Source organism: Nocardia sp. NPDC023852 (assembly GCF_040639505.1).
Taxonomy (GTDB): domain Bacteria; phylum Actinomycetota; class Actinomycetes; order Mycobacteriales; family Mycobacteriaceae; genus Nocardia.
Map to the genome: position 1 here is coordinate 387,680 of NZ_JBFAAB010000002.1, position 13,248 is coordinate 400,927.

Below are 13,248 nucleotides of genomic sequence, written 5' to 3' on the forward strand. Positions count from 1 at the left end.
CCCAGTTGCCGTTTTCACCTGTGGCACAGGCGAACTACCCGTCGATCATGACAGCAAAGCTGTGGTGCCGATCGAATCCGTGTCACCGCAAGGCGGACGGATTGTTCAGGTCCTGGGCCGAATAGGTGTCACAGGCGCGCACCTCGCCGGTCCTGTAGCCGGCGAGGAACCACTTCTGCCGCTGCTCGGACGAACCGTGAGTCCACGCTTCGGGATTCACCCTGCCCTGCGCCGCGCGCTGGATGCGGTCGTCGCCGACCGCCGACGCTGCCGAGAGCGCATCACGGACATCGTTGTCCGACAGCGGTTTCAGGAACGGTTGGCCGCCACCGGGTGCGGGGAGCTCATCCGCGAAGTGCGCCCAGATGCCCGCGTAGCAGTCGGCCTGCAATTCGGTGCGCACCGCGCCGGACTCCGGGCCGCGCGGATCCAGCTGTGCGCGGCCGATATCGCCGAGCTGGTTCTGGATGTGATGGCCGATCTCGTGCGCCACCACATATTCCTGCGCGAGCGGACCGCCGCTGGAACCGAAACGGTCCACCAACTCTTGGAAGAAGCTCGTGTCGAAGTAGGCGGTCTGGTCGGCCGGGCAGTAGAACGGGCCGACCGCGCTGGTGGCGTTGCCGCAGCCGGTCGAGGTGGCGCCGGAGAACAGCACGACCTTCGGCCGCACGTACCGCTTGCCGGTCTGCTTGGGGAGCTCGGTGGACCACACGGCGTCCAGGCTCTGCGCTGTGAGTGCCACTCTGCAGTCGACGTACTTATTGGCGTCCGCGCCGGTCTTGCAGTGGCTCGGTGTGCCCGCCGTGCCAGGTTGCGTCTGGATTTGGTCCTGTGCTCCGGTGAAGTTGCCGAGGATCGAGCCCGGGTCACCGCCCATCAGAAGGGTCAACACCAGCACGATCAGTCCGCCCGCGCCGCCGCCCAACGCGATCTTGCCGCCCATTCCGGGGCCTCCGCCGGACGAAACTCGATCAGGGTCGATCTGCATGCCCTCGTTGAAGGTCATCGTTGTCGCTTTCTCGTCGTCCGTAGCCCTCGGTCACACACTCGCCCGATACAGCTTGGCACGGGGGTGGTGATATCGGTTTCCACTCGGGGAATGTGTCTCACTACGATGGACCCGCACCTGGTCACATCGCGCCGGTGCCGGATTCGTCGAAAGGAACCCTGTGCTGCGCACCCACTTGGCTGGTTCGCTGCGAAGCGAGCATGCCGGTCAGACCGTCACCCTCACCGGCTGGGTGGCCCGGCGGCGTGACCACGGCGGGGTGATCTTCATCGATCTGCGCGATGCGTCCGGGGTCGCCCAGGCGGTGTTCCGTGAGGGTGAACCCGCCGCGCAGGCACACCGGCTGCGCGCCGAGTACTGCGTGCGTGTCACCGGCACCGTGGAACCGCGCCCGGATGGCAACGAGAACGCGGAGCTGCCCACCGGCACCATCGAGGTGAACGTCACCGAACTCGAGGTGCTGAACGAGAGTGCCCCACTGCCGTTCCAACTGGACGAGCAGCCCGGTGAGGAGGCGCGCCTCAAGCACCGCTACCTGGATCTGCGCCGCGAGGGTCCGGCGCATGCCATCCGGCTGCGGTCGAAGGTCAACGCGGCTGCCCGCGAGGTGCTGGCCCGCCACGAGTTCGTCGAGGTGGAGACGCCGACGATGACCCGATCCACCCCGGAGGGCGCACGCGACTTCCTGGTACCCGCCCGCTTGCAGCCGGGCAGCTTCTACGCGCTGCCGCAGAGCCCGCAGTTGTTCAAGCAGCTGCTCATGGTCGGTGGCATCGAGCGGTATTACCAGATCGCGCGCTGCTACCGCGACGAGGACTTCCGCGCCGACCGTCAGCCCGAGTTCACCCAGCTCGACATCGAGATGAGCTTCGTGCGCCAGGACGACGTGATTCTGCTGGCCGAGGAGATCCTCGTCGCGCTGTGGAAGCTGGTCGGCTACGAGATCCCGACGCCGATCCCGCACATGACCTACGCGGAGGCCATGCGCCGCTTCGGTTCCGACAAGCCGGATCTTCGCTTCGGTGTCGAGATCACCGAGTGCACCGAGTATTTCAAGGACACCCCGTTCCGGGTGTTCCAGGCGCCCTATGTCGGCGCGGTGGTCATGCCTGGCGGCGCGAGCCAGCCGCGGCGCCAGCTCGACGCCTGGCAGGAGTGGGCCAAGCAGCGTGGCGCGAAGGGGCTGGCGTATGTCCTGGTGAACGAGGACGGCACGCTCGGAGGACCGGTGGCCAAGAACCTCAGCGACGCCGAGCGCGAGGGCCTTGCCAAGCATGTCGGCGCGGTGCCGGGTGACTGCGTGTTCTTCGCGGCCGGTGCGGCGAAGGCACAACGCGGTCTGCTCGGTGCGGCGCGCGGCGAGATCGCCCGCAAGGTCGGCCTGGTCGACGAGGACGCCTGGTCGTTCGTGTGGATCGTGGACGCCCCGCTGTTCGAGCCGACCGCCGAGGCGACCGCGAGCGGCGATGTGGCGGTGGGCCATTCCGCGTGGACCGCGGTACACCACGCGTTCACCTCACCGAAGCCGGAGTCGCTGGACACCTTCGACACCGACCCGGATTCGGCGCTGGCCTACGCCTACGACATCGTCTGCAACGGCAACGAGATCGGCGGCGGCTCGATCCGTATTCACCGCCGCGATGTGCAGGAACGCGTCTTCAAGGTAATGGGCATCAGCCACGAAGAGGCGCAGGAGAAGTTCGGGTTCCTGTTGGACGCCTTCGCTTTCGGCGCCCCGCCGCACGGCGGCATCGCCTTCGGCTGGGACCGGGTCACCGCGCTGCTTGCCGGACAGGATTCGATCCGCGAGGTCATCGCATTCCCGAAGACCGGCGGCGGCGTCGATCCGCTGACCGACGCGCCCGCGCCGATCACCGCGCAGCAGCGCAAGGAGGCGGGCCTGGACGCCGAGCCGGAGCCGAAGAAGGGCGAGGACGCGAAAGCCGCGAAGCCCGCGCGATAGCGGTCGCGCCCGCGCGACAGTATGGTCTGGACAGCATCGCTACCGGCCCGGCGTAGCCGACCGCAAGGGGATTCGTGGTTGCCGGGATCATCGTGCTCGAGTTCCGGCCTCGCCGGGCAGCGAGGCCGGGCCGGTCGAGCGGGCGCGAGCGCTGGATCGGGATGCGGTCACTGATCAATGAAGTGATCGTCGGTTCACCGCGCGGAAACCGTGCCTCCGGTGAGCGTGCGGTAGGCGTAGGTTACCGCGAGGGCGGCGACCGGGCCTGCGACCAGCAGCCCGAGACCGCACAGCAGCAGCCCGAGGAAGGTCACCACGAGCACCGCGAGCGCGAGCAGGAGCACCGGCCAGATGTTGGCGACTACCAGCGTGAAGCTGGACTTCAGCGCCTCGAACGGTCCCTGGTCCTGGTCGACGACGTAGTGCAGCGAGAACATGCACAGTAAGCCGGCGACAAGTCCGGGGACGAAGCAGATCGCGGAGCCGACGAAGGTCAGCAGGAATGCCAGCAGCGCGGTGAGCAGGACATTGCCCGCGTTCACGAAGCGGAAGTATGAGCCGAAAGACGGTGGCGTTCCGTCGGTCTCGTACAGCGCACCGCGGACCATCGCGGCTTGCAGCAGCCACACACCAGCCAGCACCGCGAGGAAGATGAGTAGCAGCGGCAGTAGCGTCGTCGGATCGGTGAGTTGCACGACGAGCACGAACGCCAGATAGATGACGAGGCCCACGGCGGTCACGCCGATCCACGGCCCCGGGTTGGCACGGAACTTCGCCAAGCCGTAGCTGAGAGCCCGGCCCACATCGAGCGTACCGGGGGCCGCGGTGACCTGCTGGTAGCCGTAGACCGGTTGCTGCGGTGGCACGGCGCCGGGCGGTGGCATAATGCCAGGCTGCGCATAGCCAGGACCGGTGCCTTGCGTGCCATAAGTGGGGTACGGCTGGGATGCCACAGGCGGGGCCGGCTCCAGCGGTTCGCTGCCGTAGTGCGCCGCGTCCGGGCCCTCGAACTGCGGATATCCGGCCGAGCCCGCCATCTCGTGGCGGGCGTGGCCGGTTGCGGGACCCGGCGAGTTCGGGTTCGTGCCGGCGTGCTGTCCCGGCCGCGCCACGAAGCGCTCGTCGTTCGGGTCGGGGGCGCCGCCAGCTGATTCCTTCGACGCGGGAGGCGATGTTTCGGCCATGCGTAGACCTTTCGACTCAACTGGTTTGCGGTGTGGCGCAGAGCAGTTGACGATGACAAAACCGGACGGGTCCAATCGTGTCAAGCAATGAGCGGCCGCTCCGCGACCTCGGCACGGACACGCCGGACGACGCGGAAAGGTTGTGCAACCGCTCGCTAGAAGTGACCTGATGCGAGTAGCTTGAGAGGCGATGACCGCACTATTGGCCGAACGCGCCACCGAAGTCGTGTCCGCAGCGCAACAGTTGCTCACAAAGCGAATGGGTGCTCCGGTAAAGCTGAGCGATCCGATCGAACTCAGCGGTAGTGGTAGGACGACCGTCCTACGTGTGCGTGTAGCCGAGAACGCTTTCTCGTTGCCGCGAACCTTGATCGTCAAGCAGGTGCGCGGGGCCGCGCGGGATCGTCGGACCGGCGGTCTGGCTCCCGGCGTCGCCAGCATCGATTCCGCGTTCCTCCGCGAGGCCGTCTCCTATCAATTCACCACCGCCCTGAGCCGGGAGCACCGGCCGGGCGCGTATCTGATCGCGCACAGCCTGCCGGAACGGTTGCTGATCCTCAGCGATCTCGGCGAGAACTCCCTGATCACCGCCGTGCTGCGGTCCGGATCCGAGCCCGCCACCCGCAATGCGCTGATGGCGTTCGCGCAGGCGCTCGGCCGGATGCATGCCGCCACCGTCGGGCGCGAAGCCGACTTCGTCGCGCTGCTGCGCCGGGTCGATGTGGTGCACCGGGTCGACGGCATCGCGCAGCAGGCCGAGTCGGCGATCTCGGAGGTGCCTGGACTGCTGCAGCGCGAGCTGGGCATCGAGGTGCCCGGCGAGATCGCCGAGCGCATCGTGCGGGGCAACCGGCTGTTCTCCGCGGGGCGATTCCGCGGGTTCAGTCCGTCGGACCTGTGCCCGGACAATGTGATCTTGAACGAGGAGGGCGCGCGCTTCCTCGACTACGAGTGGGGTGGGTTCCGCGACGCCACCCTGGACATCGCCTATGCGCTGGTGTCGTTCCCCGGCTGCCTGTGCGATGTCGAGCTCTCGCGGGAGCGCGCCCAGCAGATGGTGGAGGCGTGGCGTTCCGAGGTGGTGGGCGTGTGGCCCGCGCTGGCCGACGACGACCTGCTCGCCGAGCGGATCCTCGAAGCTCGCCTGATCTGGGTGTGGCTGTCCACCTTCTGGTTCCTGCCCGCAGACCATGCGCGCATCGCGTCCGCACGCGAGCATGGACTTTCGGTGCCGCGCTCGGCAGCGCTGATCAACCGCTGGGCCGCGCTTGCCGAAGACGCGCGGTGTACGGGTGACGACATCGTCGGCGATTTCGCCGAGGATGTGTCGGCGATGCTGGAAGAGCGCTGGTCCGAATAGGTTTGAGCCACATGCAAGTCATCCGGTGAGGCGGGCTACCGGATGTGAGCTTTGACGTTGTTCTCGGTGAGCAACAGCGCCGACTGGTATTTCCGGCGACAAGCCGTGCACATAAGAGTCGCTGTACCGGCCCGGCCACAGGGAGGTCGCGAGTGCAGCGGAAGAAAGGGGGTGTCGGATGGGCGACCTATTGCTCGTCTTCCTTCCGATCGTGATCATCATCGTCGGCGTGCTCGGGCTCGCGGCTGCCCGCCGGACCAGGGCTCGCCGCTGTGCCGACGACCCGTCCACGCGTGCCCGCGCGGCTGGGGTTCGGCTGACCAAACAGGTCCGCGCCAGCCAATGGTGGAACCGGCCCTACGACAAGACCGGTTACACCGGCGGCGGCGGTGGCGGTGGGGGGTGCGGGGGCGGCTCCGAATGACGGGTCAGATCACCGGGCCCTGCGGCTCCGTCCGGCTCCGGGCGGACCTGAAGCCCAACTGATAGCCCGAACAGGCGATCGCGGTCGGCGGTGTAGCCATCCCACCGGTCGCTGTTCACCGACAATCAGCCTGCGGCAGGCCCGGATATCGCGTATGCCGCCGGTTACGGTGGGACAAGACCGGGTGTGGTGGCGGAGGAACAGCGCGCCGCGCTGTCGGTGCGGCTCGGTAACGTTCTTTCCGTGAGCGATGGCTTGTTCGATGTACCCGGTGACGCGGTTCCCGTGGAGCACACAATCGACAACGTGGTGCGCAGGGACGCGGGTGCGCCGTTGGCGGTGCGGATGCGGCCCACCTCGCTGAACGAAGTGGTCGGGCAGCAGCATCTTCTCGGCCCCGGCTCCCCGCTGCGCAGGCTGATCGAGGGCTCAGGGGCGGCGTCGGTGCTGCTGTACGGCCCGCCCGGCACGGGTAAGACGACCCTCGCGGCGCTCATCTCGCGCGCGACCGGCCGTCGCTTCGAGGCGCTCTCGGCGCTGTCGGCCGGGGTGAAGGAGGTACGCGCTGTCATCGATGTGGCGCGGCGCAGGCTGTCGGCCGGTGCGCAGACCGTGCTGTTCATCGACGAGGTGCATCGATTCTCCAAAACGCAGCAGGACGCCCTGCTCGCCGCTGTGGAGAACCGCATCGTCCTGCTGGTCGGCGCGACAACGGAGAATCCGTCGTTCTCAGTGGTGTCGCCGTTGCTGTCGCGCTCACTGGTGTTGCAGCTGCAATCGCTCACCGACGCCGACGTCCGGCAGCTGCTCACCCGCGCGATCGCCGACTCGCGTGGCCTCGACGGCGCGTACACCGTCACCGACGCGGCGCTCGACCACATCATCCGGATCGCCGGCGGCGACGCCCGCCGCGCGCTCACCGCACTGGAAGCCTCGGCCGAATCCTCGCTGGACGGCGCAGTCGATGTCGACCTTGTCGAGGCCAGCGTCGACAAGGCGGCCGTACGCTACGACCGGGCAGGCGACCAGCATTACGACGTGATCAGCGCGTTCATCAAGTCCATCCGAGGCTCGGATGCCGACGCCGCGCTGCATTACCTGGCCCGCATGTTGAGTGCGGGGGAGGACCCGCGCTTCATCGCCCGCAGATTGATGATCCACGCCAGCGAGGACATCGGCATGGCCGATCCGATGGCGCTGCAGACAGCGACGGCCGCCGCACAGGTGGTGCAGCTGGTCGGGCTGCCCGAGGCGCGGCTCGCACTGGCACAGGCCACGATCCATCTGGCCACCGCGCCGAAGTCCGGCGCGGTGGTGGCCGCGATCGGCGCGGCCATGGCCGACGTCGCAGCGGGCAAGGCCGGAGCGGTCCCGCCGCATCTGCGCGACGGACACTACGCAGGCGCGGCCGCGCTCGGCAACGCCCAGGGTTATCGATACCCGCACGACAACAAGGATGGCGTGCTCGCTCAGCAGTACCCGCCCGACGACTTGGTCGGCGTGGATTACTACCACCCCACTGACCACGGCCACGAACGCGAGGTCGGACCCCGCGTACAGAAACTCCGCCATATCGTTCGGGGGACCTGAGGGCCGGTTCGCTGCTCTCTCGCAGCAACGCGAGACCCCGGGCGATGAATAATCGCGTGCGCAGCACCGGTAGGCTGGATTTCTGTGCAGACCCACGAGATCCGCCGGCGTTTTCTGGACCATTTCCTTCGGGCCGGCCACACCGAGGTGCCGAGCGCCTCGCTGATCCTGGCCGACCCGAACCTGCTGTTCGTCAACGCGGGCATGGTTCAGTTCAAGCCGTACTTCCTGGGTCAGGAGGCGCCGCCCTACCCGCGGGCGACGAGCGTGCAGAAATGCGTCCGCACCGGCGACATCGAGGAGGTCGGTGTCACCACGCGGCACAACACGTTCTTCCAGATGGCTGGGAACTTCTCCTTCGGTGACTACTTCAAGGAGGGGGCGATCACCCTCGCCTGGGAGCTGATCAGCAAGCCCCAGGATGAAGGCGGCTACGGGTTCGATCCCGAACGGATCTGGGTGACCGTGTACCAGGACGACCCGGAGGCGGCCGAAATCTGGCGCCGGGTCGCGGGCATCCCCGCGGAGCGGATCCAGTTCCGCGACGGCAAAGACAATTACTGGGACATGGGCGTGCCTGGCCCAGGCGGTCCGTGCTCGGAGATCTACTACGACCGCGGTCCGGAGCACGGCCGCGATGGTGGGCCGGTCGCCGACGAGGACCGCTACCTCGAGATCTGGAATCTCGTATTCATGCAGGACATCCGTGGCGAGCTGAGTCCGAAGCTGGGCCATCCGCCGGTCGGGACACTGCCGAAGAAGAACATCGACACCGGTATGGGTGTTGAGCGGATCGCATTGCTGCTGCAGGGCGTGGACAATGTCTACGAGACAGATTTGCTGCGCCCGATCATCGACAAGGCCGAGGAGCTGACCGGTCGCTCCTACGGCGTGCAGCACGAGGACGACGTGCGCTTCCGCGTGATCGCCGACCACGCCCGCACTGCCGCCATGTTGATCGCCGACGGTGTGAACCCGGGCAACGACGGCCGCGGCTACGTGCTGCGTCGCCTGCTTCGCCGCATCGTGCGTTCGGCCCGCCTGCTCGGCGCCGAGAAACCGGTGATGGGCGAGTTCATGAAGGTCGTCAGCGATCTCATGACCCCGTCCTATCCGGAACTGTCCACCGACTTCCGCCGTATCGAGACCGTCGCGGTCGGCGAGGAGACGGCGTTCCTGAAGACGCTGAACACCGGCTCTACGCTGTTCGAGAACACCGCGACCGCGGTGAAGGCCGGGGGCGGTGCGACGATCGCCGGGTCGGACGCCTTCACTTTGCACGACACCTACGGCTTCCCGATCGATCTGACCCTGGAGATGGCCGCCGAGGCCGGTCTCTCGGTCGACGAGGAGGGCTTCCGCTCGCTCATGGCCGAGCAGCGCAAGCGCGCCAAGGAGGACGCGCAGTCCCGCAAGCACGCCCACGCCGACCTGACCGTCTACAAGGAACTGGTCGATCGCGGCGCTACCGAGTTCACCGGATTCGACGAGCTGACCTCCGAGGCCACGGTGCTGGCCCTGATCTGCGACGGCGTGCGGGTGCCGACCGCGACTGCGGGCCAGGACGTCGAGGTGATCCTGGAACGCAGCCCCCTCTACGCCGAATCCGGCGGCCAGATCGCCGACCGCGGCAGCATCACCGCGTCCGGCCTGAAGGTGCGCGTCAATGACGTGCAGAAGATCGCCAAGAAGCTTTGGGTGCACAAGACCACGGTCGAGCAGGGCCAGATCACCGAGGGCGACGTGGTGCTCGCCCAGGCCGACCCGGCCTGGCGGCGCGGCGCCACCCAGGGGCACTCCGGCACGCACATGGTGCACGCCGCCTTGCGTCAGGTGCTCGGCCCGAACGCGGTACAGGCGGGCTCGCTGAACAAGCCGGGCTACCTGCGCTTCGACTTCAACTGGCAGGGCCAGCTGTCCGAGCATCAGAAGGCCGACATCGAGGCCGTATCCAACGACGCGGTCGGCTCGGACTTTCCGGTCAACACCTTCGTCACCGACCTGCCGAAGGCCAAGCAGATGGGCGCCCTGGCGCTGTTCGGCGAGAATTACGGCAGCGAGGTCCGCGTCGTCGAGATCGGCGGCCCGTTCTCGATGGAGCTCTGCGGTGGCACGCACGTGCAGCATTCCTCGCAGATCGGTCCGATCACGGTGCTCGGCGAGTCGTCGGTCGGCTCCGGTGTGCGGCGCGTCGAGGCGTTTGTCGGCCTGGACTCCTACAAGTACCTGGCTAAGGAGCGAGCGCTGCTGGCTGGTGTCGCGTCGTCGCTGAAGGTGCCCTCGGAGGAGGTGCCTGCCCGCGTCGAGCAGCTGGTGGAGCGGCTCAAGGTGGCCGAGAAGGAGCTCGAGCGGGCCAGGACGGCCGCCGTGCTGTCCGCGGCCGGCAAGTTCGTCCAGGAGGCCGAGCGGATCGGCCGCCTGCTGCTGGTCGCCGTCGCCGCGCCCGAGGGCGTGCCGGCCGGCGATCTGCGGACACTGGCCACCGATATCCGTGGCCGGTTCGGCACCGAACCCGCCGTGGTGGTGCTGCTCGGCAACGCCGACGGCAAGGTGCCGTTCGTGGTGGCCGTGAACAAGCCCGCCCAGGAACTCGGCGTCAAGTCCGGTGATCTTGTCGGCAGCTTCGGCCCCAGCATCGCGGGACGCGGCGGTGGCAAGCCGGAGATGGCGCAGGGCGCCGGTTCGGATCCGTCCGGCATTCCAGCGGGCCTGGCCGCGGTCCGCGCTCGGGTGGCTGAACTGGCCGGGTGATGGACGACGCCGAAAGTCCGGAGCGAGCGGCGCCACGCGGCTCCGACCGGCCGCATCCTGACACCGATCCAGGGCGGGGCAGGCGGATCGGCGTCGATGTCGGCACCGTCCGCATCGGGGTTGCCGCCTGCGATCCCGACGGCATCCTCGCCACGCCGGTGGAGACCGTCTCGCGCGCGAAACAGAATCAGCGTACTTCCAGGGCGGCTCCCGATATCGGCAGAATTGCCGAAATTGTGCGGGAGTACGAGGCTGTAGAGGTCGTCGTAGGATTGCCGCGAACATTGCGCGGGGAGAAGGGCACTGCCGCTACGCTGGCCATCGCATTCGCTGAGCGATTGCGGGCTGCTGTCGCCCCGGTGCCTGTCCGGCTTTCCGACGAACGTTTGACTACGGTGTCAGCTGCACGTGCATTGCGGGACAGTGGAGTTCGCGCGCGTGGCCAGCGGCAGGTGATCGATCAGGCGGCGGCCGTGTCGATCCTGCAAGGATGGTTGGACGAACGGAGTGCGGTGTTGAGGTCGGTGGAAGCGGGACGCCCTGTGTCGTCCGGGGACGATGCATGACGGATCGGTGGGCGCGGGCCGAGGAACTGTTCAGACAGCGTGAAGCTGATCGGCGTTACCGCAGAGACGACCGGGCCTGGGATGAATACGACGAATACGACGACGGAGGCGCGCCCGCGCACCATCACGTCGTCGGGCCCGACTACGACGATTACGACGATGACACCACTGTCATCCCCCGCTACGTCGATGACGACGACGAGCCGCCACCGCCCGGCCCGCGAACCGGAAACCAACGTCCGCGCGTGGGCCGCCAAGAGGCGCGCCGCTCGAAGCGGGCGCAGCGGGAGCGCCCCACACGCTTGCAGCGCGGCAAGCGCTCTCGGGCCGCTTCGCGCAAGGCGGCTGAGCGCAAGCGGCGGCGCAGGAACCTGTGGATCATCGCCGGTGTCTTCGTGCTGCTGTTCACCGGCGCCGCGGTGTTCGCGGGAATGAAACTGATCGGCAGCATGTCCGGCCCGGAGGATTTCGCGGGTCCGGCGGGCCCGCTCGTGGTGGTGCAGGTGCAGCCGGGCGACACGTCCCAGCAGATCGCCTCCACCATGGTCGAGCGCGGCGTCGTCGCCAGCACGGGCGCATTCTTTCAGGCGGCGGTGCGCAACTCGAACATGAGCGCCGTGCAACCCGGTTACTACGCGATCCCCAGCCGCAGCCCCGCCGCGCAGGCGGTGACTGCCCTGATCAGCAAGTCCTCTCGGGTCGGCAATTTGGTGGTGTCCGAGGGGCGTCAGCTGCACGACCAGCAGGACGTGAATACCGGATCCCGCAAGGAAGGCATCTACCGCAAGATCGCGGACGCCAGCTGCGTCGGAACGGGGCCAACCCAGAAGTGCGTGACTTATGACCAGCTCGACGCCGCGGGCGCGGGCGTGAACCTGGCTGCGCTCGGGGTGCCGCGCTGGGCCGAGCAGGTCGTGCGCAACGTCCCCGATCGCGGCAGGCAGCTCGAGGGCCTGATCGCGGCGGGCACCTGGGATTTCGATCCGAGTGGCACGCCCGAGCAAATCCTCGCGCAGCTGGTGACCGCCAGTGCGCGCAGTTACGAGGGCACCGGGCTGCTGCAGTCGGGCGCCGAGACCAAGCTGAACCCCTACCAGACGCTGATCGGGGCCTCGCTGGTCGAGCGGGAAGCGTTGCCGCAGGACATGTCCAAGGTGGCGCGCGTGATCGTGAACCGGTTGCGGGTCGATCAGCCGCTGCAGTTCGATTCGACGGTGAACTACACCCTGGACCGCACCGAGGTCGCGACCACCGACACCGACCGGGCCCAGCACAACCCATGGAATACCTACGCGATGCCCGGCCTGCCCGCCACGCCGATCTCGGCGCCGTCGCTGAATGCGCTACGCGCTATGGAGAATCCGGAGCCAGGGCCGTGGCTGTATTTTGTCACCGTCGACAAGCAGGGCACCACCCTGTTCACGGACGGCTACCAGGAGCACCTGCGCAACATCGAGAAGGCAAGGCAGAGCGGAATTCTGGACAGTGGCCGGTAATCGCAAGGCGGCGGTGCTCGGCAAGCCGATAGCGCACTCCCGGTCCCCGCAGCTGCATCTGGCCGCCTATCGCGCGCTCGGATTGAGCTGGACCTATGAACGCATCGAGTGCTCGGCCGAGCAGCTGCCGAGTGTCGTCGACGGGCTGGGGCCGGAGTGGGTCGGGCTCTCGGTGACGATGCCGGGCAAGGAGGCCGCCCTGGCCTATGCGAGTGAGCGCACCGATCGGGCTGTGCTGGTCGGGTCGGCCAACACGCTGGTTCGTACCGAGAGCGGCTGGCGGGCGGACTGCACCGACGTGGACGGGGTATTCGGCGCGCTGCGCGGCGGAGGGGTCACCGAGCTGGCCGAAGGAGTAGTGCTCGGCGCGGGCGGTACCGCGCGGCCCGCGCTGCTGGCGATGGCTGAGCTGGGCGCGAAGGCGGTCACCGTGATCGCGCGGGACGCTGGGCGGGCCGTCGGCGCACTGGAGCTCGCGGACCGGCTCGGGATGGCCGCCGCCCTGGTCGGCTTCGACGCCGCCGCCATCGGTGCGGCCTGCGCGTCCGCGGGCGCCGTGGTGAGCACCATCCCCGCGACCGCCGCTGCGGCCGTCGCGGACCAGGTGGCATCGGCCCCCGTGGTGCTCGACGCGATCTACGACCCGTGGCCGACCGCGCTGGCCGAGGCCGTCGAGCGCGCGGGGCACACCGTGGTCAGCGGACTGCAGATGCTGCTGAACCAAGCCTATGGGCAGGTCGCGCAGTTCACCGGGCAACCGGCACCGCGCGCGGAGATGGCCGCCGCGCTGGCGGGCGCCGCATAGGTCTACGGGCGCCGCTTCCGCGCGCCGGGCGGGCCATACGTAATGACGGAGAAACTAGTACGAGTTCTAGTTTCGATCCGGGCAGCTCGAGGTTATG

10 protein-coding genes are annotated in these 13,248 nt (G+C 68.1%); 8 read left to right on the forward strand and 2 right to left on the reverse strand.

The features are described 5' to 3' along the window. Positions 1 to 82 precede the first annotated feature (82 nt). A complete protein-coding gene (locus tag AB0H00_RS05520) occupies positions 83 to 1,009 on the reverse strand; it encodes a neutral zinc metallopeptidase (protein WP_357261256.1) in 927 nt (308 codons plus the stop codon). 163 nt (positions 1,010 to 1,172) lie between these two features. On the opposite strand from AB0H00_RS05520, the gene aspS reads away from it, so the two are divergent. After that, positions 1,173 to 2,975, forward strand: a complete 1,803-nt coding sequence (gene aspS, locus AB0H00_RS05525) for an aspartate--tRNA ligase (RefSeq protein ID WP_357261259.1) — start codon at positions 1,173 to 1,175, stop codon at positions 2,973 to 2,975. Between the two features lie 194 nt (positions 2,976 to 3,169). Here aspS and AB0H00_RS05530 read toward each other — a convergent pair whose 3' ends face one another. Beyond that, positions 3,170 to 4,159, reverse strand: a complete 990-nt coding sequence (locus AB0H00_RS05530) for a hypothetical protein (RefSeq protein ID WP_357261262.1) — start codon at positions 4,157 to 4,159, stop codon at positions 3,170 to 3,172. Between the two features lie 190 nt (positions 4,160 to 4,349). Between AB0H00_RS05530 and AB0H00_RS05535 the strand changes: the two genes are divergently transcribed. The 7 genes from AB0H00_RS05535 (at position 4,350) to AB0H00_RS05565 (ending at position 13,151) form a co-directional block, all read left to right on the forward strand. Then, positions 4,350 to 5,519 carry a kinase gene (locus AB0H00_RS05535; protein WP_357261265.1) on the forward strand — a complete coding sequence of 390 codons (1,170 nt, stop codon included), beginning with the start codon at positions 4,350 to 4,352 and terminating at the stop codon, positions 5,517 to 5,519. A gap of 178 nt (positions 5,520 to 5,697) precedes the next feature. Next, positions 5,698 to 5,943, forward strand: coding sequence for a hypothetical protein (locus AB0H00_RS05540; RefSeq protein ID WP_357261268.1), 246 nt, complete (start codon positions 5,698 to 5,700; stop codon positions 5,941 to 5,943). A 285-nt stretch (positions 5,944 to 6,228) separates the two neighbouring features. Further along, positions 6,229 to 7,533, forward strand: a complete 1,305-nt coding sequence (locus AB0H00_RS05545; RefSeq protein ID WP_357262388.1) for a replication-associated recombination protein A — start codon at positions 6,229 to 6,231, stop codon at positions 7,531 to 7,533. An 84-nt stretch (positions 7,534 to 7,617) separates the two neighbouring features. After that, positions 7,618 to 10,284, forward strand: coding sequence for an alanine--tRNA ligase (gene alaS / locus AB0H00_RS05550; protein WP_357261271.1), 2,667 nt, complete (start codon positions 7,618 to 7,620; stop codon positions 10,282 to 10,284). Beyond that, positions 10,284 to 10,850, forward strand: a complete 567-nt coding sequence (gene ruvX / locus AB0H00_RS05555) for a Holliday junction resolvase RuvX (protein ID WP_357262391.1) — start codon at positions 10,284 to 10,286, stop codon at positions 10,848 to 10,850. The genes alaS and ruvX overlap by 1 nt, the downstream gene beginning before the upstream one ends. Then, entirely contained in the window at positions 10,847 to 12,346 is a 1,500-nt protein-coding gene (gene mltG, locus AB0H00_RS05560; RefSeq protein ID WP_357261274.1) for an endolytic transglycosylase MltG, read from the forward strand. Before ruvX ends, mltG begins: the two co-directional genes overlap by 4 nt. Continuing rightward, on the forward strand, positions 12,336 to 13,151 hold the full coding sequence (locus AB0H00_RS05565) for a shikimate dehydrogenase (RefSeq protein ID WP_357261277.1): 816 nt from the start codon (positions 12,336 to 12,338) through the stop codon (positions 13,149 to 13,151). Before mltG ends, AB0H00_RS05565 begins: the two co-directional genes overlap by 11 nt. The last annotated feature ends 97 nt before the right edge of the window (positions 13,152 to 13,248 follow it).